The 23,706-nt window shown below is 54.3% G+C and carries 18 protein-coding genes and 1 riboswitch; of the genes, 13 read left to right on the top strand and 5 right to left on the bottom strand.

Annotated elements, in window-relative coordinates; genetic code table 11:
• Positions 1 to 81: 81 nt before the first annotated feature.
• The 4 genes from sgrR to thiQ all read left to right on the top strand — a co-directional run bounded on the left by sgrR (position 82) and on the right by thiQ (position 5,184).
• Positions 82 to 1,743: an HTH-type transcriptional regulator SgrR gene (sgrR, locus tag G5574_RS16995; protein WP_033740242.1), complete on the top strand. Its 1,662-nt coding sequence runs from the start codon at positions 82 to 84 to the stop codon at positions 1,741 to 1,743.
• 35 nt (positions 1,744 to 1,778) lie between these two features.
• Positions 1,779 to 1,883, top strand: a riboswitch (TPP riboswitch).
• Positions 1,884 to 1,926: 43 nt separating this feature from the next.
• Positions 1,927 to 2,913, top strand: a complete 987-nt coding sequence (gene thiB, locus G5574_RS16990; protein WP_033740240.1) for a thiamine ABC transporter substrate binding subunit — start codon at positions 1,927 to 1,929, stop codon at positions 2,911 to 2,913.
• Positions 2,889 to 4,499 (top strand): thiamine/thiamine pyrophosphate ABC transporter permease ThiP, encoded by a 1,611-nt coding sequence (gene thiP, locus G5574_RS16985; protein ID WP_033740239.1) that lies wholly within the window; start codon positions 2,889 to 2,891, stop codon positions 4,497 to 4,499. Before thiB ends, thiP begins: the two co-directional genes overlap by 25 nt.
• Complete coding sequence (gene thiQ, locus G5574_RS16980) at positions 4,483 to 5,184, top strand: thiamine ABC transporter ATP-binding protein ThiQ (protein WP_033740237.1); 702 nt, start codon at positions 4,483 to 4,485, stop codon at positions 5,182 to 5,184. The genes thiP and thiQ overlap by 17 nt, the downstream gene beginning before the upstream one ends.
• Here the strand turns inward: thiQ and G5574_RS16975 are convergent.
• On the bottom strand, positions 5,181 to 5,945 hold the full coding sequence (locus G5574_RS16975) for a DedA family protein (protein ID WP_006117654.1): 765 nt from the start codon (positions 5,943 to 5,945) through the stop codon (positions 5,181 to 5,183). The two genes, thiQ and G5574_RS16975, sit on opposite strands and share 4 nt — an antisense overlap.
• Positions 5,946 to 6,112: 167 nt before the next feature.
• Here G5574_RS16975 and polB point away from each other — a divergent pair, with 167 nt between their 5' ends.
• The 3 genes from polB to rluA all read left to right on the top strand — a co-directional run bounded on the left by polB (position 6,113) and on the right by rluA (position 12,226).
• On the top strand, positions 6,113 to 8,473 hold the full coding sequence (gene polB, locus G5574_RS16970; protein ID WP_164482943.1) for a DNA polymerase II: 2,361 nt from the start codon (positions 6,113 to 6,115) through the stop codon (positions 8,471 to 8,473).
• A gap of 155 nt (positions 8,474 to 8,628) precedes the next feature.
• Positions 8,629 to 11,535 (top strand): RNA polymerase-associated protein RapA, encoded by a 2,907-nt coding sequence (gene rapA / locus G5574_RS16965; RefSeq protein WP_033740345.1) that lies wholly within the window; start codon positions 8,629 to 8,631, stop codon positions 11,533 to 11,535.
• Between the two features lie 37 nt (positions 11,536 to 11,572).
• A complete protein-coding gene (gene rluA / locus G5574_RS16960; protein WP_006117651.1) occupies positions 11,573 to 12,226 on the top strand; it encodes a bifunctional tRNA pseudouridine(32) synthase/23S rRNA pseudouridine(746) synthase RluA in 654 nt (217 codons plus the stop codon).
• A gap of 55 nt (positions 12,227 to 12,281) precedes the next feature.
• On the opposite strand, the gene djlA is transcribed toward rluA, so the two are convergent.
• On the bottom strand, positions 12,282 to 13,094 hold the full coding sequence (djlA, locus tag G5574_RS16955) for a co-chaperone DjlA (RefSeq protein ID WP_006117650.1): 813 nt from the start codon (positions 13,092 to 13,094) through the stop codon (positions 12,282 to 12,284).
• A 182-nt stretch (positions 13,095 to 13,276) separates the two neighbouring features.
• Here djlA and lptD point away from each other — a divergent pair, with 182 nt between their 5' ends.
• The 6 genes from lptD to apaH are packed head-to-tail and all read left to right on the top strand — an operon-like array spanning position 13,277 to position 20,089.
• Positions 13,277 to 15,649 carry an LPS assembly protein LptD gene (gene lptD / locus G5574_RS16950; protein WP_164482942.1) on the top strand — a complete coding sequence of 791 codons (2,373 nt, stop codon included), beginning with the start codon at positions 13,277 to 13,279 and terminating at the stop codon, positions 15,647 to 15,649.
• A 54-nt stretch (positions 15,650 to 15,703) separates the two neighbouring features.
• Entirely contained in the window at positions 15,704 to 16,999 is a 1,296-nt protein-coding gene (gene surA, locus G5574_RS16945; protein ID WP_054634509.1) for a peptidylprolyl isomerase SurA, read from the top strand.
• A complete protein-coding gene (gene pdxA, locus G5574_RS16940; RefSeq protein WP_164482941.1) occupies positions 16,989 to 17,981 on the top strand; it encodes a 4-hydroxythreonine-4-phosphate dehydrogenase PdxA in 993 nt (330 codons plus the stop codon). The genes surA and pdxA overlap by 11 nt, the downstream gene beginning before the upstream one ends.
• Positions 17,974 to 18,795: a 16S rRNA (adenine(1518)-N(6)/adenine(1519)-N(6))-dimethyltransferase RsmA gene (rsmA, locus tag G5574_RS16935; RefSeq protein ID WP_033740232.1), complete on the top strand. Its 822-nt coding sequence runs from the start codon at positions 17,974 to 17,976 to the stop codon at positions 18,793 to 18,795. Before pdxA ends, rsmA begins: the two co-directional genes overlap by 8 nt.
• 3 nt (positions 18,796 to 18,798) lie before the next feature.
• Positions 18,799 to 19,176: a Co2+/Mg2+ efflux protein ApaG gene (apaG, locus tag G5574_RS16930; RefSeq protein ID WP_006117645.1), complete on the top strand. Its 378-nt coding sequence runs from the start codon at positions 18,799 to 18,801 to the stop codon at positions 19,174 to 19,176.
• Between the two features lie 55 nt (positions 19,177 to 19,231).
• Positions 19,232 to 20,089, top strand: coding sequence for a bis(5'-nucleosyl)-tetraphosphatase (symmetrical) ApaH (gene apaH, locus G5574_RS16925; protein ID WP_164482940.1), 858 nt, complete (start codon positions 19,232 to 19,234; stop codon positions 20,087 to 20,089).
• Between the two features lie 53 nt (positions 20,090 to 20,142).
• Here the strand turns inward: apaH and folA are convergent, their stop codons facing one another.
• The 3 genes from folA to G5574_RS16910 form a co-directional block, all read right to left on the bottom strand.
• Positions 20,143 to 20,625, bottom strand: a complete 483-nt coding sequence (gene folA / locus G5574_RS16920) for a type 3 dihydrofolate reductase (protein WP_006117643.1) — start codon at positions 20,623 to 20,625, stop codon at positions 20,143 to 20,145.
• A 231-nt stretch (positions 20,626 to 20,856) separates the two neighbouring features.
• Positions 20,857 to 21,996: a porin gene (locus G5574_RS16915; RefSeq protein ID WP_033740230.1), complete on the bottom strand. Its 1,140-nt coding sequence runs from the start codon at positions 21,994 to 21,996 to the stop codon at positions 20,857 to 20,859.
• Positions 21,997 to 22,291: 295 nt separating this feature from the next.
• Entirely contained in the window at positions 22,292 to 23,191 is a 900-nt protein-coding gene (locus G5574_RS16910) for a GNAT family protein (protein ID WP_164482939.1), read from the bottom strand.
• Between the last annotated feature and the right edge of the window lie 515 nt (positions 23,192 to 23,706).

The raw sequence follows: 23,706 nt of genomic DNA, 5'->3' as shown, positions 1-23,706 counted from the left end.
CCCGCTCTTCCAATGCGAGAAAGTTTGCCTCTAAAATAGGGCAGGAAAAACAGAGCAGGTTTCAGAGGGAGTTCCTCTTTTATGTCGTCATCACGTCTGAAGCAGCAGTTCATTCGTCTGTGGCAGAGCTGTCAGGGGCAATCGCAGGAAACCACCCTGGGTGAACTGGCCGACGCCCTGCACTGTTCACGTCGCCATATGCGGAACCTGCTTAACAGGATGCAGGAAGCCGGCTGGCTCACCTGGCAGGCGGAGGCCGGACGGGGCAAGCGATCCGTGCTCACCTTCTGCTACACCGGACTAACCTTGCAGCAGCAGCGCGCTGAAGACCTGCTGGAACAGGATCGTATTGATCAACTGGTGCAGCTTGTCGGCGATAAAGATCAGGTCAGACAGATGATCAGCGCGCATCTGGGCCGCAGTTTCCGGCAGGGAAAACATATTCTGCGCGTCCTCTACTATCGCCCTCTGCTCAATCTGCTGCCTGGATCGCCCCTGCGTCGGTCAGAAACCCATATCGCTCGTCAGATTTTTAGCGGTCTGACACGCATAAATGAGGAAAAAGGGGAAATCGAAGCCGATATCGCTCATCACTGGCAGCAACATTCGGATCGACACTGGCGCTTTTATCTACGTCCGGCTATCCGTTTCCATCATGGCCGGGAACTCGACATGGACGATGTGATTGCCAGCCTTGAGCGCCTGCGCCAGCATCCGCTGTTTTGCCATCTTCAGCGACTTGACTCCCCTGCCCCCTGGACGCTGGATATCTATTTAGATCAGCCCGACAGCTGGCTACCCTGGCTGTTGGGCAGCGTCAGCGCCATGATTCTGCCGCGCGAGTGGCCCGATATGCGCGATTTTGCCCGTCAGCCCATAGGGACAGGGCCCTATCGGGTCATCCGCAATCAGCAAAGTCAGCTGAAGATCGAAGCCTTCGACGACTACTTTGGCTATCGCGCCTTGATCGATGACGTGTCGGTATGGGTGCTGCCCGAGATCAGTGACGAAGTGGTTTATGCCGGTGTTCGCCTGCAGGGCGAACAGGCCGATGAGAAACAGGAAGAGAGTCGGCTTGAAGAGGGCTGCTACTTTTTACTGTTTGACCAGCGCTCCGCGAAGGCAGGCGAACCGGGCATTCGACGCTGGCTTAGCTTCCTGCTTAACCCCATCGCCTTACTGAACAATGCGGATCTGGGCTACCAGCGTTACTGGTTTCCTGCTTACGGCCTGCTGCCCCGCTGGCACCACCGGCGTGATTTGACACCGGTAGAAAAACCCGCAGGCCTGACACACCTGACGCTGACCGTTTATAACCAGCACATTGAGCACGTCAGTATCACCGATGCCTTGCGTCCACTACTGGCGCAACACGACGTGACGCTGGACGTGCGTGAGGTCAGTTATGAATCCTGGCATCAGGGCACAGGTGAAAGCGATATCTGGCTCGGCAGCGTCAACTTTACCCTGCCCCTGGACTATTCTCTGTTTGCGCTGTTATACGAAGTCCCGTTGTTGCAGCACTGCCTGCCGGTGAACTGGCAGCAGGATGCTGCGCGCTGGCGTGAGAAAACGCTCCCCCTTGCTGAATGGGCGAAACAGCTGGTTGAAAGCAACTGGCTTCATCCGTTGTTTCATCACTGGCTGCTGCTGGAAGGCCAGCGCAGTATGCGCGGGGTACGGATGAATACGCTGGGGTGGTTTGACTTTAAATCCGCCTGGTTTGCACCGCCCACGCTGTGATCCTTTCCCGGCGGGCATTAAATGACTAGAATGTGACGTTCTCAACGGGGTGCCTCTTTCCATCATGTCAGAGCGCTGAGATATACCCGTCGAACCTGAATCGGTTAATGCCGACGTAGGGATTTGAGAGGCAACTTTGCTCAGATCCTTTGCGACTCAACCCTGCCGCTATAGGAGCGCAAAGTGTTAAAAAACGTCCTGCCCGTGCTGCTGTTACTCTCTGCCCCGGTCTTCGCGGCCAAACCTGTCCTGACGGTTTACACCTATGATTCGTTTTCCGCTGACTGGGGACCCGGTCCGGCCGTTAAAAAAGCCTTTGAAACCCAGTGCGGTTGCGAACTGAAATATGTGGCCCTGGAAGACGGGGTTTCGCTGCTGAATCGCGTCCGTCTGGAAGGCAAGAACAGCAAGGCCGATGTGGTCTTAGGGCTGGATAACAACCTCCTGCAGGCCGCGCAACAAACCGGGCTGTTTGCCAAAAGCGACGTTGATACCGGTAAATTGCAGGTTCCCGGCGGCTGGAAGGACACCACCTTTGTGCCCTTCGATTACGGCTACTTCGCGTTCGTCTATAACATAAACACGCTGAAAAACCCACCAAAGAGCCTCAAAGAACTGGTCGAAAGCCCCGAAAAATGGCGCGTGATTTATGAAGATCCCCGCACCAGCACGCCGGGCCTTGGCCTGCTGCTGTGGATGCAAAAAGTCTACGGAGACAAGGCGCCTGAAGCCTGGCAAAAGCTGGCAAAGAAAACCGTCACGGTGACCAAAGGGTGGAGTGAAGCCTACGGTCTGTTTCTGAAAGGCGAGAGTGATCTGGTGTTGAGCTATACCACGTCGCCGGCTTATCACATTATTGAAGAGAAGAAGGATAACTATGCCGCGGCACCGTTTGCCGAAGGCAACTATCTGCAGGTGGAAGTGGCAGCCCGCCTGGCTAACAGCAAACAACCAAAACTGGCAGAGCAGTTTATGCAGTTCATGGTCACGCCCGCTTTCCAGAATACGATTCCAACCGGCAACTGGATGTACCCGGTGATCAAAACCGACCTGCCTGCAGGCTTTGCTTCACTCAGCGTGCCGAAGACGGCATTACAGTTTTCGCCTGAAGCCGTCGCCAGCCACCGTTCACAATGGGTCAGCCAATGGCAACGCGCCGTGAGTCGCTGATCCCCTTCTGGCTGATTCCGGGTTCACTCGCCACGTTGCTGCTCTGCAGCGTGGCGTTGTCAGCTTTTGCTGCACTGTGGATGGCGGCCCCGGCGACCGACTGGCGCGCGGTTCTGCAGGATACCTATCTGCATCATGTGATTGGCTTTTCATTTACGCAGGCGCTGCTCTCCGCCCTGCTCTCTTTGCTGCCGGCCATTCCGCTGTCCCGGGCTCTCTATCGACGCCGTTTTCCTGGCCGTCAGGGATTATTACGCCTGTGCGCCATGACGCTGGTCTTGCCGGTGCTGGTCGCGGTATTTGGTCTGCTCACTGTCTATGGTCGGGTGGGCTGGCTGGCCCGGCTTTGCGCCTGGCTTGGCGTGGACTATCACTTCTCGCCTTACGGGCTTCAGGGCATTTTACTGGCCCATGTTTTTTTTAACCTGCCGCTGGCCACGCGCCTGATGCTGCAGGCGCTGGAAAGCATTCCGGCCGAACAGCGTCAGCTTGCTGCACAGCTGAATATCCGTGGCTGGCATCACTTTCGGCTCCTTGAATGGCCGTGGCTACGTCGCCAGTTACTGCCTACCGGTGCGTTGATTTTCATGCTCTGCTTCGCCAGTTTTGCCACGGTGCTTTCACTGGGTGGCGGGCCGCGGGCCACCACTATCGAACTGGCCATTTTTCAGGCTTTAAGTTACGACTACGATCCGGGACGCGCCGCACTCCTGGCGTTGATTCAGCTTGGCTGCTGCCTGGTATTGGTGCTTCTCAGTCAGCGCTTCAGTCACGCCATTCCCGCTGGCAACACGCAGCGCCAGGGCTGGCGCGATCCGCAGGATTCCGTGCTGGCGCGCATCAGCGACATTGCTCTCATCGGTTTAGCCTTGCTGTTACTGCTACCGCCCCTGATCGCAGTGATTATTAATGGCCTGGACGGCGGACTGCGCGGCGCCTTGCAACAACCGGCGTTGTGGCAGGCAACATTCACCTCACTGCGCATCGCCCTGGGCGCTGGCGTGCTGTGCGTGTTACTGACGACCATGCTGCTCTGGAGCAGCCGCGAACTGCGCCTGCGCCAGCGTAAACTTGCCGCACAATTTATGGACACCAGCGGCATGCTGATTCTGGCCATGCCGGGTATCGTGCTGGCAACCGGCTTTTTCCTGCTGCTGAATGCCACAACAGGGCTGCCCGATGCGGCGGATGGCGTAGTGATGTTCGCCAATGCACTGATCGCCATTCCCTATGCCCTGAAAGTGCTGGAAAACCCGATGCGGGATATCGCAGAACGCTACAACCACCTGTGCGGCGCATTAGGGATCAGCGGATGGAACCGCCTGACGCTGATAGAACTCCGTGCACTTAAGCGGCCACTGGCACAGGCGCTGGCGTTTGCCTGCGTACTGTCAATTGGAGACTTTGGCGTCGTGGCGCTGTTCGGTAACGCCGATTTCCGTACGCTGCCTTTCTACCTCTATCAGCAGATTGGTGCCTATCGTGGGGCCGACGGAGCCGTTACCGCATTACTGTTGCTGGTGCTCTGCCTGTCTCTGTTTACTCTGATGGAAAAATTACCGGGTCGCCATGCTGACACTGAATAATCTGACTTACCTGTATCAGCATTTGCCGATGCGTTTTTCCCTTCACGCCGGGCGCGGCGAACGGCTGGCGATTCTTGGTCCAAGCGGCGCGGGTAAGAGTACGTTGTTAAATCTGATTGCCGGCTTTCTGCCCGTCAGCCAGGGCAGTCTGATGATGGATGGCGTCGATCATACCCACAGCGTGCCCGCTCAGCGCCCGGTATCGATGCTGTTTCAGGAAAACAACCTGTTTCCGCATCTCAGCGTGGAACAGAATCTGGGGCTGGGCTTACATCCCGGGCTCAGGCTGACTGCGGACCAGCGTCAGCAGGTAGCCACCATTGCACAGCAGGTCGGGCTCAGTGAGATGCTGTCGCGCCTGCCAGGCCAGCTCTCAGGTGGACAACGTCAGCGCGTAGCGCTGGCACGCTGCCTGCTGCGCGAGCGGCCGGTATTACTGCTGGATGAACCTTTCTCGGCGCTTGATCCGGCACTGCGTGGCGAGATGCTCAACCTGGTGCGTACCGTCTGCGAAGCCCGTGAAATCACATTACTTATGGTGTCGCACAGTCTTGAAGATGCGCAGCAGATTGCGCCACGCAGCGTGGTGGTGGTAGATGGACGGGTTTACTGGGATGGCGCAACGGACCGGCTGCTGTCAGGGGACGTGCGGGAAGCCGATGTGCTCGGCATCCCACGTCGTTAACCGATAAAGACCTGCCACAGCAGGTGGCGGAAAACTGGCATCATCGGGTGAAACTGAATACCGACGAAGGCCGCAACGGCCACGACCAGGCCCAGTGGCGCTAGCCAGCGCAGTCGTTCAGGCGGCAAATACGCGGTGGCCCAGTCGCGGGTCTTTTCACCGCGCCACCAGCGCCAGCACAGCCAGCATCCCAGCCACACCACAAGGGCAACGGCAACCAGCAGCCAGATAAAGTGACCGCCCTGGGCTTCTTTCGGGACATCAATCGCCACGCCTGCCAGAATCCCCGGCAACAGATAAAGCGGGGGCCATAAAATACAGCCGATCAGATTGGGGGGCAGAAACTTGCGTACCGGCAATTCCAGCATACCTGCCGCCAGCGGGATCAACGGGCGAGTGGGTCCCACAAAACGGCCGACCAGAATGGTAAACATGCTGTGCTGATACAGCGCATGTTCGGTTTTATCCAGCAGCCCTTTGTATTTTTGCAGGTACTTCCAGCGATGAAGCGGCCCCTGAAACTTCCAGCCAATCCCGTAAGAAACCCAGTCGCCAAGCAGACAACCGACGAAGCCAGCGGCCCAGGCGGGATACAAACCGATCTGCCCACTGCCCACCAGCGCGCCAAGGCTCGCCATCATCACGGTGCCGGGGAGCAGCAGCCCCACAAACGCCAGTGACTCCAGAAACGTCACCAGCGCCACGGCAAACAGCGCCCACTCCAGCGACTGTGTAATCAGGTGTTGAACCCAGGCTTCCATATCAATCCTCAGAAAAAGCAGAAGGCTGGATTGTCCAGAGCAGACATCACAGCGTCAAGGCAAGAATTGTAGGCCAATATTGACAAAACGCACCGGGAGACACTGTATAAATATCCATGTTATACTTTTTAACCGCATGTCCGATTCGCTATCAGCCTGGAGAATACGTGAATAAGCCCCGCGCAGGGTTTCTGCTGAGCCGTCACTGGCGCGATACGCCGCAAGGCACCGAAATTACGCTCTGGCTGGCCACCGATGACGGTGCTCAGCGCGTCGTGCTGCCTGTGCAGGAATCGGTGACGTTTATTCCCTGCGAGTACCAGGCGCAGGTCGAAACGCTGCTGCAGGACGAGCGCCAGGTGCGCATGCAGCCTCTCCAGTTAACCGATTTTCGCCGCCGGCCGGTATTTGGCCTTTACTGCCGCCAGCATCGCCAGCTTCAGTGGATTGAAAAGAAACTGCGCGAAAACGGCATTCCCCTTTACGAATCCGATATTCGTCCGCCTGAACGCTATCTGATGGAACGGTTTATCACCGCGCCCGTGTGGTTCGATGGTGACGCGCAGGGCGATGCGCTGGTTAACGCCCGGCTCAAACCGCATCCTGACTACCGCCCACCGCTGAAATGGGTCTCTCTGGATATCGAAACCACCCAGCATGGCGAGCTTTACTGCATCGGCCTTGAAGGCTGCGGCCAGCGTCAGGTTTACATGCTGGGACCGCCTAACGGCGATGCCAGCGCACTGGATTTCGAACTCATTTACCTGGAAACCCGCCCTCAACTGCTGGAGGCGCTCAATCGCTGGTTTGCCGACCACGACCCCGATGTGGTGATCGGCTGGAACGTGGTGCAGTTTGACCTGCGCGTTCTGCAGAAACATGCCGACCGCTATGGCATTCCGTTACGCCTGGGCCGCCAGCAGGCTGTACTGGAATGGCGTGAGCACGGTTTTAAACCCGGCGTGTTTTTTGCCCAGGCGCCAGGTCGGCTGATCATTGACGGTATTGATGCGCTGAAATCCGCCTTCTGGGATTTCCCCTCTTTTAGTCTGGAGTCGGTTTCACAACAACTGCTCGGCGAAGGCAAAGCTATTGATAACCCGTGGCAGCGCATGGAAGAGATCAACTGGCGTTTTGCCAACGATAAACCGGCGCTGGCACGCTATAACCTGAAGGACTGCGAGCTGGTCACACGCATCTTCCATAAAACCGAGATCATGCCGTTTTTGCTGGAGCGCGCCGCCGTTAACGGGCTGGCGGTCGATCGCCACGGCGGCTCTGTGGCGGCCTTCAGCCATCTGTATATTCCCCGCATGCATCGGGTTGGTTTTGTCGCCCCCAATCTCGGCGATGTTGCGCCGGAAGCCAGCCCCGGCGGCTATGTGATGGATTCCCGGCCAGGCCTGTATGATTCCGTATTGGTGCTGGATTACAAAAGTCTTTATCCCTCGATTATCCGCACCTTTCTGATCGATCCCGTCGGCCTCATCGAAGGGCTGGCGCACCCAACGGATGCGGATTCGGTGCCCGGCTTTCGTGAGGCGCGCTTTTCACGTGAAACGCATTGCCTGCCCGCGATTGTGGAACAGATTTGGCAGGGACGCGAAACCGCGAAAAAACAGGGCAATAAGCCCCTGTCGCAGGCCCTGAAAATCATTATGAATGCGTTTTATGGCGTGCTGGGCACCAGCGCCTGCCGCTTTTTTGATCCTCGCCTGGCCTCGTCGATTACGCTGCGCGGTCATGCCATCATGCAGCAAACCCGCGAGCTGATTGAAGCCGAAGGCTATGATGTGATCTATGGCGATACGGATTCTACCTTTGTCTGGCTCAAGTCCGCCCGGGATGAAGCCGAGGCGGAAGCAACAGGCCGCGCACTGGCCGCGAAGGTCAATGACTGGTGGCGTGAACATCTCCAGCAGCAATATGGCCTGACAAGCGCACTCGAACTGGAATATGAAAATCACTTTTGCCGTTTCCTGATGCCAACCATTCGCGGTGCCGAACAGGGCAGTAAGAAACGCTACGCGGGATTAATTCGTGAAGGCGACAGTGAACGTATGGTGTTTAAAGGGCTGGAGTCCGTCCGGACCGACTGGACGCCACTGGCGCAGCAGTTTCAGCAGGAACTCTACAGCCGGATATTTCATCGTCAGCCCTGGGAAGAGTACGTCCGCACAACCGTTACACAGCTGCTGGCGGGCGAACTGGACGATCAGCTCATTTATAAGAAACGCCTGCGTCGTCCGCTGAAGGAGTATGAACGCAATGTGCCGCCTCACGTGCGCGCCGCCCGTCTGGCGGATGAACACAACCGTAAACTGGGTCGGCCGCTGCAATATCAGACCGGTGGCCGCATTCGCTATGTGATAGCGACGGGCGGCCCCGAACCCGTTGAAGCCCGGACCACGCCGCTCGACTACGATCACTACGTCACGAAACAGCTGCAACCTGTTGCCGAAGGCATTTTGCCTTTCGTCGAGGGTGACTTTGCTACACTGATTACCGGGCAACTGGGGCTTTTTTGACAGGTGACGAATGCCCTGCCATCCAGTACCATAACGCCCTTCCTCAAAACTCACTGCTCTGACATACGCACCAGGCCCCTTTTGCCTGGTTGACATGCTATTGCCTGAGAATGGGGAACACCTTCAAAAACGTTAAAAATTCGAGCAAAAATTATATGGTTTTTACATTAGGTCAGCGTTGGATTAGTGATACAGAAAGTGAACTGGGATTAGGTACCGTGGTGGCGATCGATACTCGCATGATCACGCTGCTCTTCCCGGCCACAGGGGAAAATCGCCTCTACGCTCGCAGCGACTCGCCCGTCACCCGCGTGATTTTTAACCCGGGCGATACCGTGACCAGCCATGAGGGCTGGCAAATGCGGGTGGATGAAGTCCGTAATGACAATGACCTGATAACCTATATCGGTACGCGCCTGGATACTGAAGAAACCAACGTGATGCTGCGTGAAGTCATGCTCGACAGCAAACTGGTGTTCAGCAAGCCCCAGGATCGTCTGTTCGCTGGCCAGCTCGATCGCATGGATCGCTTCGCCCTGCGTTTTCGTGCGCGTAAATATCAAAGTGAACAGTACCGCCTGCCCGTCAGTGGCCTGCGTGGGATGCGTACCAACCTGATTCCCCACCAGTTGCATATCGCCCATGATGTGGGCCGTCGCCATGCACCGCGCGTTCTGCTGGCGGATGAAGTGGGTCTGGGTAAAACCATCGAAGCCGGTATGATCATTCAGCAGCAGCTGTTGGCTGGCCGCGCTGAGCGCGTACTGATTGTGGTACCAGAAACGCTGCAACATCAGTGGCTGGTTGAAATGCTGCGCCGCTTCAACCTGCGCTTTGCGCTGTTCGATGACGATCGTTACGCCGAAGCCCAGCACGACAGCGACAATGCCTTCGATACGGAACAACTGATTATCTGTTCGCTGGACTTTGTTCGTCGCAATAAGCTGCGTCTTGATAAGCTGGCCGACGCGGACTGGGATCTCCTGGTGGTCGATGAAGCGCATCACCTGGCCTGGTCTGAAGGTGAGCCAAGTCGTGAATACCAGGTCATTGAAAAGCTCGCCGAAAACACACCAGGCGTCCTGCTACTGACCGCCACGCCAGAACAACTGGGCATGGAAAGCCACTTCGCACGCCTGCGCCTGCTCGATCCCGATCGTTTCCACGACTTCGCCGCCTTCGTCGAAGAGCAACAGCATTTCCGTCCGATTGCCGATGCGGTCACCTCCCTGCTGGCGGATAATCCCATCTCGCAAGACGAGATGAATATGATTAATGAGCTGGTTGGCGAGCAGGATATCGAACCGCTGCTACAGGTCGCCAACAGTGACCGCGAGGGCAAACAAGAGGCGCGCCAGGAACTCATTTCCATGCTGATGGATCGCCACGGCACCAGCCGCGTGTTGTTCCGTAACACCCGTAACGGCGTGAAGGGCTTCCCGAAACGGGAATTGCATACCATTCGCCTGCCGTTGCCAGCTCAGTACCAGACGGCCATCAAAGTTTCCAGCATCATGGGCGCGCGTAAAAGCGCCGAAGAACGCGCGCGCGACCTGCTCTATCCGGAGCAGATTTATCAAGAGTTTGAAGGCGACACCGGCACCTGGTGGAACTTCGATCCACGTGTAGAATGGCTTATGGGCTATCTGACCAGCAACCGTAAAGAGAAGGTGCTGGTGATTTGCGCGCAGGCCGCAACCGCTCTGCAACTGGAGCAGGTATTACGCGAGCGTGAAGGTATCCGTGCCGCCGTGTTCCACGAAGGGCTGTCGATTATTGAACGCGATCGGGCTGCGGCCTGGTTTGCCTCAGAAGAAAACGGCGCACAGGTTCTGCTGTGTTCAGAAATCGGCTCTGAAGGCCGTAACTTCCAGTTCGCCAGCCGCCTGGTTATGTTCGATCTGCCGTTTAACCCGGATCTGCTGGAGCAGCGCATCGGTCGTCTGGATCGTATCGGTCAGGCGCATGACATTCAGATTCTGGTGCCATGGCTGGAAAAAACCGCTCAGGCGGTCCTGCTGCGCTGGTATCACGAAGGGCTGGATGCCTTTGAGCACACCTGTCCGACCGGCAGAACCCTCTATGACAGCGTGCACGCTGAACTGATTAATTATCTGGCTGCGCCGGAAAACAGTGAAGGCTTTGATGACTTTATCGACGCCTGCCGTAAACAGCATGACGCGCTGAAATCTCAGCTTGAACAAGGTCGGGATCGGTTACTGGAGTTGAACTCGAACGGCGGCGACGCCGCGCAGATGCTGGCGAATACCATTGCCGAGCAGGATAACGACACCGAGCTGGTCAACTTTGCCCTGAATCTGTTTGATATCGTGGGCATCAATCAGGAAGATCGTAGCGATAACCTGATTGTGCTGACGCCGTCAGATCATATGCTAGTCCCGGATTTCCCGGGCTTACCTGAAGACGGTTGCACCATCACGTTCAACCGCGATCAGGCCCTGTCGCGTGAAGATACCCAGTTTATTACCTGGGAACATCCGCTGATCCGTAACGGCCTGGATCTGATCCTGTCGGGCGACACGGGCAGTTGTGCGCTGTCGCTGCTGAAGAATAAGGCATTGCCTGTCGGCACGCTGCTGGTAGAACTGATTTACGTGGTGGAATCTCAGGCACCTAAGCATCTGCAGTTAACCCGTTTCCTGCCGCCAACGCCTGTGCGTTTGCTGTTAGATCGCAAGGGCACTAACCTGGCAGGTAAAGTGGAGTTCGAGAGCTTCAACCGTCAGTTGAATGCGGTCAACCGCCACACAGGCAGTAAGCTGGTGAACGCCGTTCAGCAGGATGTTCACGCTATTCTTACCCTGGCGGAAAAAGAAGTCGTCAGCGAAGCACGTGCCATAATCGATACGGCACGGCGCGAAGCGAGTGAAAAGCTGGGGGCCGAGTTATCGCGTCTGGAAGCCCTGAAAGCCGTCAACCCCAATATTCGTGACGATGAAGTTGACGCGCTGGAAAGCAATCGCGAGCAGGTGCTGGAAAGTCTGGATGAAGCCACCTGGCGCCTGGATGCGCTGCGTCTGATTGTGGTTACGCATCAGTAAGTTCAGGGCCGCAAGGCCCTCTTTTTTGGAATAATGTATGGAACCCTATAATCCGCCGCTTGAGCCCTGGCTGCACATTCTCTATCAGGATGCGCACATCATGGTGGTGAATAAGCCCAGCGGCCTGCTTTCCGTGCCGGGTCGACTTGAGGCGCACAAAGACAGCGTGATGACGCGGATCCAGCGGGATTATCCTGAAGCCGAATCGGTGCATCGGCTGGATATGGCCACCAGCGGCGTGATTGTCGTCGCACTGACGAAAGCCGCTGAGCGTGAACTAAAACGTCAGTTTCGCGAGCGCGAACCCGCCAAAACCTATGTCGCTCAGGTCTGGGGACATCCGGCAGAGGAAAAAGGCCTGGTGGATTTGCCCTTGATTTGTGACTGGCCCAACCGGCCAAAACAGAAAGTGTGTTTTGAGACGGGTAAGTCGGCACAAACCGAGTATCAGGTGGTGGAATATCGGGACGATAACAGCGCACGCGTCACGTTGAAGCCCATTACCGGCCGTTCGCACCAGTTGCGCGTGCATATGCTGGCGCTGGGCCATCCGATACTTGGGGACGGGTTTTATGCTCACCCGGAAGCCAGGGCAATGGCAAGCCGGCTTCTGCTGCATGCCGAATCGCTGACCATCACGCATCCTGCGTTTGGCAGTGCGATGACCTTCAAGCAGCCCGCCGATTTCTGACCGGCCCGTTTATGACTCGCGCGCCCCGCGGATGAATCCCCGGGGCGCACGCCGCTTACTTAAAGCCTTTTTCTTTGCGAATCAGATCGTAAGCCGACTGAATGTCCTGCGCTTTCTGTTTGGCCATTTCCATCATTTCTGGCGGTAACCCTTTTGCCACCAGCTTATCGGGATGGTGCTCACTCATCAGTTTGCGATAGGCTCGCTTGATGGTAGTGGCATCATCACTGCTTTTCACGCCCAGCACATTACAGGCATCGTCCAGCGTAGGACCGCGTTGTGCCTGCTGGAAACCGCCTTGAGAATAACTGCGGCCGCCGCCAAACTGCTGGCCGCCTTCCATCATGCGCAGAAACTGATCGAACTGGCTGTGTGAAATGCCCAACTCTTCACCAATAACGTACAGGACCTGACGTTCGTTGGGATGCAGTGTGCCGTCGGCAAACGCGGCCTGAATCTGAATTTCCAGAAACATCCGAATCAGGTCAAAACGACCAAAGCAGGCACTGCGTAATTCGCGCAGTTTGGTCCGCAACGGATATTCGCCCTGTTTGCCCTCACGAAAAGCACGTTGTGCGGCAGTACGCGCCTCACCGTGAAGCTGCATGCGGTCCATAAACAGAGACGCAATCTGGATGTCCGCTTCCGTTACGCGCCCTTTCGATTTGGTTAAATGCCCCATCACCTGAAACGTGGTGCTGAAAAACAGTGACTGTCGGGTCTGGGTGTTTGAAAAGTACGCCTTGCTTTGTGCGCCGCGAACCTTGTCAAATCCATGCCCAATGATCAGGCCGATTACAATTCCCCAAAAGCCCGCGCCAGACAATAATCCCAGCACCAGACCTATAACTTTTCCCCAGTAGCGCATAAACTCCTCAATTCGCCATGCTTACGGCTGAAAATTGCATTATCATACCTGTCATTTATCTCAGCGCCTAACGGCAGCGCGGACAGAAAAGGATTAACACTGGCGCAACGCCAGGCAGTGCGTTAGTCTCTGACCCGATTGTCGGCATGATGCCAGTTTTCATGGAATTCTCGATACCGCGTATGAAAAAACGTATACCTACTCTGCTGGCCACCCTGATCGGCGCAGCCATTAGCCAGCAAGCCTTCGCCGACGATTTAATGTCGCAGTGTATGTTAGGCGTGCCGAGTTATAATCGCCCTCTGGTCAATGGCGATCCCAATCAGTTGCCCGTTACTATTCACTCGGATTCCGTGAAAGGCAACTATCCTGATGATGCCATTTTCAAAGGTGATGTAGACGTCAGCCAGGGCAACAGCCGCATGCTGGCTGATGAGGTGCAACTTCACCAACGCCAGCCAGAAGGTCAGACGACGCCCGTCCGGACCGTCGATGCGCTAGGTAATGTGCACTACGACGATAATCAGGTCATCCTGAAAGGTCCGAAAGCCTGGTCGAATCTTAACACCAAAGATACTAACGTCTGGGACGGTGATTATCAGATGGTCGGCCGCCAGGGGCGGGGTACAGGCGATCAAATGAAGCTGCGTGGACAAAACCGTTACACCATCATGGAAAACGGCACCTTCACGTCCTGTCTGCCCGGCAGTAACAGCTGGAGCGTGGCGGGGTCCGAAATCATTCAGGATCGCCAGGAAGAAGTGGCAGAGATCTGGAACGCGCGCTTTAAGCTTGGCCCGGTTCCGGTGTTTTACAGCCCGTATCTGCAGTTGCCGCTGGGCGATCGGCGCCGCTCAGGCTTCCTGATCCCTAATGCCAAATACGGCAGCAGTAACGGTTTCGAGTTTATTCTACCTTACTACTGGAACATCGCGCCTCAGGCCGATGCCACCATTACGCCGCACTATATGAGTAAACGTGGTCTGCAATTGCAGAACGAATTCCGTTACCTCACAGAAGCGGGCGCAGGCCTGGTCGAATTTGACTATCTGGCCTCAGACAAGCAGTACGACAATGATAAAGCGTTACGTCAAATCGCGCAGAACGACAGTTCTGATCGCTGGTTGTTTTACTGGCGTCATGCCGGTGTATATGACCAGCACTGGCGCTTTAACGCCGACTATACCAAAGTCAGCGATCCGTTCTATTTCAACGATTTGACGTCACCCTATTACACGTCCACCGACGGCTATGCCTCACAGAAATTCAGCGTCGGTTATGCGGATACTAACTGGGACGCAGCCCTGTCGACCAAAGATTTCCAGATTTTTGGTAATACCAGTAACAGCAATGTCTATCGTGCCTTCCCGCAACTTGACCTGAACTGGTACCAGAACGATGTCGGTCCGTTCGACACGCGGGTCTATGCTCAGGCTGTGAAATTTGTCAATGTAAACAGCAAGTTCCCTGAAACCACGCGTTTACATGTTGAACCTACGCTCGATCTGCCGTTATCAAACAGCTGGGCCAGCCTGGATACTGAAGCCAAATTTCTGGCCACGCACTATCAGCAAAAAGATGTTGATTACTACAACGCTAACTTTGCCCCCACCAGCACTACCAGCGGTGTCCTGAAAGACTCCGTCAACCGCACATTACCGCAGTTTAAAGTTGATGGGCGCATGGTATTTGATCGTGATATGGACTGGGCACAGGGTTACACCCAAACGCTGGAGCCAAGGGTTCAGTACCTGTATATCCCGTATCGGGACCAGAGCGACATCTATCCTTACGACTCCACGCTGCTGCAAACGGACTACACCGGCCTGTTCCGCGATCGCTCTTACAGCGGTCTGGATCGCATCGCCTCAGCGAACCAGGTCGCGACCGGTGTGACTACACGAATTTATGATAATGATCTGGTTGAACGTTTTAACGTTTCTGTGGGTCAAATCTATTCGTTCACGCCTTCACGTACAGGCGTTAACCAGACCAATAAAGATGACGATACCGGCAGTCTTCTTTGGGCCGGGGATACGTACTGGAAGATCAGCGAACGCTGGGGCGTGCGTGGCGGGCTGCAATACGATACCCGCCTGAATAACGTGGCGCAGGGCAATACCGTGCTGGAATACCGTCGTGATGCTGACCGTATGGTGCAGTTGAGCTACCGTTACAGCAGCCCGGAGTATGTTGCTTCTGCGCTTAACGACAGCTCACTGGTGAATAACCCGATTTATAAAAACGGGATTTCACAGGTTGGCACCACGGCAAGTTGGCCAATTCATGATGCCTGGTCGGTGGTTGGCGCGTATTACTACGATACGCGCAATAATCGCCCGGCATCACAGCTGGTTGGCCTGCAGTACAGCTCGTGTTGCTACGCGATTCGTCTGGGATATGAACGTAAAATCAACGGTTGGGAAAACAACGACAGTAAGTACGACAACCAAATCTCATTCAACATTGAGTTACGTGGCCTGAGCTCGAATTATGGCCTGGGCACTGGCCAGATGCTGAGTCAGGGGATCATCCCTTACCAGCGTGCATTCTGATGTTGTGATGTTTGACAGGCAATCCCGCAGTGCGGAACCAATAATGGATAAAGTATGAAGAACTGGAGAATGCTGATTCTTGGTGTGGCGATCAGTGCCAACACCGTGTTCGCAGCACCACAAGTGGTTGATAAAGTTGCAGCTGTGGTTAATAACGGCGTGGTCCTTGAGAGTGACGTGGACAGCATGATGAACACCGTTAAATCTCAGGCGAAACAGGCCGGCCAGCAGCTACCGGACGATAAAACCTTACGCCATCAGATCCTTGAGCGTGAGATTATGGACGCGATCATTCTGCAGTTAGGCGATAAAGCCGGTTTGCAAATCAGCGATCAGCAGCTGGATCAGGCCATTCAGAATATTGCAGCACAAAACCACATGACCCTCGATCAACTGCGCAGTCGTCTGGCCTATGACGGTATGGACTACAACACGTATCGGTCGCAGATTCGTAAAGAGATGCTGATCTCTGAAGTCCGTAATAACGAAGTCCGCCGTCGCGTCACCATCCTGCCACAGGAAGTGGATACGCTGGCAAAACAGGTGGGTGCGCAGAATACTCAAGGGACAGAGATGAATATCAGCACCATTCTTCTGCCGCTGCCTGAAAACCCGACACAACAGCAGGTTGACGACCAGGAAAAACTGGCAAAACAGCTGGTGAGCGAACTGAAGGGCGGTGCTGATTTCGGCAAACTGGCCGTTACCTACTCCGCTGACTCCCAGGCCCTGAAAGGCGGCAATATGGGCTGGTCAAAAATTGAAGAGCTGCCGACGCTGTTTGCTCAGGCTCTGGCCACGGCAAAAAAAGGCGATATCGTTGGTCCGATTCGTTCCGGTGTGGGCTTCCATATTCTGAAAGTGAACGATTTGCGTGGCGAAAGCAAAAACATCTCTGTCACCGAGGTGCATGCACGCCATATTCTGCTGAAGCCGTCACCGATCATGACTGACGATCAGGCCCGCGCGAAGCTGGAACAAATTGCCGCCGATATCCGCAGCGGTAAAACCACTTTTGCGGCCGCCGCAAAACAATTCTCTGACGATCCGGGCTCGGCTAACCAGGGCGGCGATCTGGGATGGACCTCGCCTGAAGTCTTTGACCCGGCGTTCCGCGATGCGCTGCTACGCCTGAAAAAAGGGGAAATTAGCCAGCCCGTTCATTCCTCTTTCGGCTGGCATTTGATTCAGTTGCTGGACACGCGTCAGGTTGATAAAACGGATGCAGCCCAGAAAGAGCGTGCTTACCGCATGCTGTTCAACCGCAAGTTCGCGGAAGAAGCGCAGACCTGGATGCAGGAGCAGCGTGCAGGGGCTTACGTGAAAATTCTGGATAACAATGCGCAGTGATTGTCGTGTGGTGATTACGCCCGGCGAACCCGCCGGGATTGGTCCCGATCTGGCTGTGCAACTGGCTCAACAGGCCTGGCCTGTTGAGCTGGTCGTTTGTGCGTCTCCCCAGCTCTTGCTGCAGCGCGCCGCATTGCTGGGTTTGCCTCTGACCCTTCGTCTTTACGATTCTGCCGAGCCTCCAGTGCCCCAGCAGGCCGGTACACTCACCGTCCTTCCCGTTGAACTCCCGCAGCCCGTCACACCCGGTACGCTTTGTGTCGACAACGGTCACTATGTACTGGAAACGCTGGCTCGCGCCTGCGACGGCTGCTTGTCCGGTGAGTTTGCTGCATTGATTACCGGCCCTGTGCATAAGGGCGTGATCAATGACGCGGGGATACCGTTTACAGGCCATACCGAATTCTTTGCCGAGCGTGCAGGCGCGCATCGCGTGGTCATGATGCTGGCAACAGAGCAGTTACGCGTCGCGCTTGCGACCACGCACCTGCCGTTAAAAGCGGTCGCTGACGCCGTCACCTGGGATTGCCTGCATGAAGTGATCACCATCCTGCATCAGGATCTCAAAGAGAAATTCGCGATCGCCCAGCCGCATATTTTTGTTTGTGGGCTGAATCCTCATGCGGGTGAAGGCGGCCACATGGGTCGGGAAGAGATAGACACGATTATCCCGGCCCTGAATGAACTCCGCCAGCAGGGTATTCAGCTGACTGGCCCATTGCCCGCGGACACACTTTTCCAGCCCAAATATCTGCAACATGCCGATGCGGTGCTGGCGATGTATCACGATCAGGGCTTACCGGTTCTCAAATTTCAGGGATTTGGTCGCGCGGTAAATATTACCCTCGGCCTGCCGTTTATCCGTACCTCAGTCGATCACGGCACCGCGCTTGAACTAGCCGGGTTGGGTCAGGCTGACGCGGGCAGCTTTATCACGGCGCTTAATCTCGCCATCACTATGATCAAGAGCAGTAATGAATAATCGCGTCCATCAGGGGCACTACGCCCGTAAACGTTTCGGGCAGAACTTCCTGAACGATCAATACATTATCGACAGCATTGTCTCCGCCATTCATCCGCAACGCGACGAAGCGTTAGTCGAGATTGGGCCGGGCCTCGGTGCCCTGACTGAACCGGTCGGCGAACGTCTCGACAGCTTAACGGTTGTGGAGCTTGACCGCGATCTGGCAGCCCGCCTGCAGACACATCCGTTTTTAGGTCCTAAGCTGACGATTTATCAGCAGGATGCCATGACCTTTGATTTTGCCGCGCTGGCTAAAGAGAAAGGCCAGCCGCTACGCGTCTTTGGTAATCTGCCCTACAACATTTCGACCCCGCTGATGTTTCATCTGTTCAGCTATACTGGTTCGATTAAAGATATGCACTTCATGCTGCAGAAAGAAGTGGTTAATCGCCTGGTGGCCGGTCCGGGCAGCAAAGCATATGGTCGCCTGAGCGTCATGGCGCAGTATTACTGCCAGGTCATCCCGGTGCTGGAAGTGCCACCGCACGCTTTTACGCCGCCTCCTAAGGTGGATTCAGCGGTAGTACGTTTGGTGCCTTTTATGACGCCACCGCATCCGGTAAAAGACGTGCGTATTTTAAGCCGTATTACCACGGAAGCGTTCGGCCAACGTCGTAAAACGCTGCGTAACAGCCTGAGCCATATGGTAACTGCGGGTGCGCTGGAAGACTTGTCGATCGATACGGGCCTGCGTGCAGAAAACGTGTCGGTTGCGCAATATTGTCAGTTAGCAAACTGGTTGGCAGACCATCTGGATAAACCGCAGGAGTAACCTATGAGTGAACCGGCCCGCGTATCGATCCACGTCCAAAGCCTTTATGTCGCCTCGCAATCCTCACCGGAAGAAGAGCGTTATGTTTTTGCTTATACCGTTACGATCCGCAATTTAGGCCGCTCCTCTGTGCAACTGCTCGGGCGCTACTGGTTGATCACCAACGGCAATGGACGTGAAACAGAAGTTCAGGGTGAAGGCGTAATCGGTGAACAACCACACATTGCGTCCGGTAGTGAATACCAATATACCAGTGGCGCGGTGCTTGAAACGCCTATGGGCACGATGCAGGGCCACTATGTGATGGTGGATGAGCAAGGCGATACGTTTCACGTCGACATCCCCGTTTTCCGCCTGGCTGTTGAAAGCCATATTCACTGAACCTGATGCCTTTCGCCCGACTAACGGGCGACTGTTTTTAGTTGGATAATTCACAATGAATACTTACCTGATTGGCGACGTTCACGGTTGTTATGATGAATTACGTGCTCTGCTAAACCAGGTGAACTATGATCCTGGTCAGGATACCTTGTGGCTGACAGGTGATCTGGTCGCACGTGGGCCCGGCTCGCTGGAGGTACTACGCTACGTCAAATCGCTGGGAGACAGCGTTCGCCTGGTTCTGGGCAATCACGATCTGCATTTGCTGGCCGTTTATGCCGGCATCAGCCGCAATAAACCTAAAGATCGCCTGACGCCACTGCTGGAAGCGGAAGACGCAGATGAATTGATCAACTGGCTACGTCGGCAGCCTCTGCTGCAGGTTGATGAAGAAAAGAAGCTGGTGATGGGCCATGCGGGCATTACGCCGCAGTGGGATCTGGAGACGGCGCAACGCTGCGCGCGTGAAGTCGAAGCCGTCCTGGCCAGTGACAGCTATCCGCTGTTCCTTGATGCCATGTATGGCGACATGCCGAATAACTGGAGCGAATCCCTGTCCGGCCTGTCGCGGCTACGTTTCTCTACTAACGCGTTGACCCGTATGCGTTTTTGCTTCCCAAACGGACAGCTCGATATGATTTGTAAGGATGCGCCTGAATCAGCGCCGCCACCGCTTAAACCCTGGTTTACGATTGAAGGGCCCGTTGCCCGCGATCACACCATTGTGTTTGGGCACTGGGCATCACTGGAAGGCAAAGGGACACCAGAGGGCATTATCGGTCTGGATACCGGTTGCTGCTGGGGTGGGAATCTGACCCTGCTGCACTGGGAAACGCAGCGTTATTATGTTCAGCCTTCCAACCGCCAGCTTTCTGTACCAGACGATCTGTCACCCCAACAGTCAGCCAGCTGATCCACCGCCATAAAAACGCCTTGTCCCAACAACAAGGCGTTTTTCGATCCCCATTAACGACGTCGTTCGAGGATCTCGAAGCAGTAGCTGTGCGAATTCTGCTCGTCAGCGTCATGGAATTCGCTAAAGGTAGAATGCCATTCATCCGGTTCGTAGTCCGGGAACTGGGTATCCCCTTCTACTTCAGCATCAATATGCGTCAGATAAAGGCGGTCAGCGCGGGCTAACATCTGTTCATAAATGCGGCCGCCGCCAATGACCATGATCTCTTCAGCTTCGCCCGCAGCGTTTACTGCGTCATCCAGCGACGTTACCCAGGTAACGCCTTCTGCGTGACCGGGTTTACTGCTGACCACAATATTCAACCGGCCCGGTAAAGGCCGGCCAATCGATTCAAAAGTCAGCCTGCCCATAATGACGGGCTTTTTCAGTGTGTTGCGCTTAAACCACGCCAGATCTGCAGGCAGGTCCCACGGCATGGCGTTTTCCATTCCAATAATGCGATCTGCTGCTAATGCCGCGATAAGACTAATCATGTTAAAAAGCTCGCTGAAAAAAAACAGGCGCCATGATACGTAAAGGTTAAACCTTCGTCGATAGCAGGAACGGGCTTCTTAAATAAAGCGGCATAGACACCGCCTTTCAGAGTTTGTACAGGGTTTTACTCCGCAAAAATCGCGGTTATAACCCTTAAATCGCCAGATAATGACGTGAGTGCGTGATAAACACAGAGAATAAAACGGCTCCAGACGGAGCCGTTGGGATTATCAGAAATCGTAGCGGAAGCGAACCAGATTCATGTCGCCCTGATTATCCGTGCTGGACGTGAAGACATGTTCGTAATCCACACGGAAACCATAGTCAAGGAACAGCGTTACGCCCAGACCATTGTCGATGCGCTGGTAGTTACGGCCATTCGCATATTCTAAACGGTCACCCATGACATAAGGCTGAACGGCTTTGACACCATATTGCGCCACCGGGATTTTATATCCGGCGTAATATTCGATGCCCCAGGCATCATCCGCAAAATAGTTATTCACGTTGCGCTGTTTGGTGGTCAGGAAGTTTTGGTACCAGCCACCCCCTGCTGACAGGGTCCAGTTACCTGGCGTCCAGCTCAATGCTGTTCCAAAAATGTTTTGGTCGTAATCTTTACTGTTGCCAGTAGCAGGATTACGCATGCTGGCGCGGGTGTAGTTCCAGGCCGTACCCCATGCCAGGGTAGGCGTAATATTGTAATTCACACCCAGCGAGCCACCGCCCTGGCGCTTATAGCGCAGCCCGTTGCCCGGCAGATACTCGTTATCGCTAAACAGGTAAGAGGCGTAAAGATCGACTGCCCCATAACTGTTTTTGTATTTCAGCTGTTTACGAGAACGGTAGGAACCATCGTAATCACCGTTAATGCCGTTGCCCGGTGCCTGGGCCAGCATGTCGTAATCCCAGATATCCGTCTTGGCACCCACAACATCGTAATAAACGCTGTTCTGCTGACCAAAGGTTAACTGGCCCCAGGTTTTACTTTTCAGGCCGGTATAAAGCTGGCGGCGAGTAGTCTCGTGCGCACCTTCAGCGTAGTGATTATCCCAGTTGAACACGGCCGGAATGTTAACGCCCAGTTCATAGTAGCTGGTCCAGCTAATATCATCGAACAGGTAGTAGTCGGCGCTGAAACGGAAACGGGATCCGCCGTCAAAGCCATTACGCTTGTAAGATTTATCGTTGACGCCGGTTTGATGATTAAACTGGGGGCGAATGCTGCCACCAAATTTGAAATCGAGACGGCTAAGGGGATCGCCTGCTTGTGGGTCTTGTTTAAGAAGAGTGATTTCAGCCTGGCTGGAAAACGTGACCAGAGCCAACAGTGCAGCCACTGCACTCAGTGCAAAATTACGCGCTTTCATTGTTATGAATATCCTGTTTACGCTCTCTTCATGAGCGGGCAGGATATTACATTGGCCATGCATGACTTGGTAGTACTTTGTATTATAAATTCGTGCGAAAAAGCGAATCAGGCATGATTTGATAATAATTAAATCAAATTTCTTAAATTGTTTACCCACCTCTCTCTTTTGCCGGAATCGTATCAGACATCGTGCGGCTTTTTTGCCTCAGTCATTTCCTGAAAAACGGTAAGAGAAACAGGCCCGCCTGGTAACTGTTATTGAAGATAAGACGCGTTCTCACAACGCACTGACTTCAGATAATGACGCGTCCATTAGGCACAGCATGGCACCATCTGTTTTTGTACTCTCCTGACATCGAACCATAGGAATAATAGAGAGGAACCTGTTTATCAGACGCCTCCTGATGCAAAGAGGTAAGATTCTTCCACATCAGCATCGTCCCCACTGCGCCCGCATTGCTGTCCATCCGGTAGCCAATATTGATAAAGTCCACAAACATGCCAACCTGGCTATTTACAGAGACCAGTAATTGCAGCCCGATTGGCTCATTGTTCAGGAACATCATATGCCCTTTGAAGCAGTGCTGGAACTCACGGAAAAAGGCTTTATTGATGTCTCTTTCAGCGATTGGCTGCTCTCGTCTCGCGCGATATAACGCTTCGAAAACCTCAAAAATATGCTCACCATCAAGATGATTTACATTAAGCAAACTTCCGCCATCAGCGAGGAATTTTCTTAATTCGCGTTCGCGGGTTGAGACAGTTTTTCGTGAGAAGTCGACAGCAGGATTTTTCGTCAATGCTGCTTTATTCTTGCTCAACAAACGATAAGACGCATTAAGAAACGTATTACCGTGCAGATGATGCAACGACTTACAACGAAAGGGCAAAAGGACCTTTGTTTTGGTGTCGCGACAAAAGGGTATATAAACGGATGTTGATGGGGTCAGTAGCGCAGGAAGCGAACGCTGAGGGTTTTTACCATCGTTGGCGAGCCAGCCTTTTTCAACGCAAACGCTCCCTACCATAGCCCCTTTCACCTTATAGGCATAAAACGTGAAAGGCTGCTGATGGCGCATCCGGAAAGCGATAAATTCCGGCGCTGACTCACAGTTGTACCCAAAATCATCACACGCTTTTTGATAGTCGTTAAAAGAGCACTGCTCCCATCTGAAAAAACTGGGGATCAACATGGTAAATACGCACTTATATTAGCGAAAAAGGTTTACAGTACCTGTCGGCACTCCGGAACAGCATGGCCTTAACCAATTCCGCATTGTAAAGTTAAGCACAACAACAGAACAGTTTGTTATTCGCGACTTTATATAATAATGGCATCCCGTTTAGATTTCGTTGATTTATTGGCAATGATTTAAAATAACAGGGCGAGGCCTGACGAGCAATATTAAAAACAAGAGCAACAAGAAAAATAAACAATTTGATGAATAGCTAGCTGAAACCAATTAAACATGAAAAAGGAATTAACTTATAATTAATCTTTTTTAAACGGATGATCCATCGGCAACACAGCATTCTTATTTTTTATAAAATAAACTTTTCATTTGATTCAGAGCATATCTGGAATATTACAGCGCCGTTTAAACCTGTGGGCTGTGATGACGCATGGCCGAGAGCCACAGCCGCATTTAGACGGGGTGCGAATGGTGGCGTGAGACAGAAAAGGCGCGCTGGTCAGGCTGTTGCAATA

This window comes from Pantoea stewartii, from assembly GCF_011044475.1.
GTDB lineage: Bacteria > Pseudomonadota > Gammaproteobacteria > Enterobacterales > Enterobacteriaceae > Pantoea > Pantoea stewartii.
This window is presented reverse-complemented; position numbering and strand designations above follow the sequence as displayed.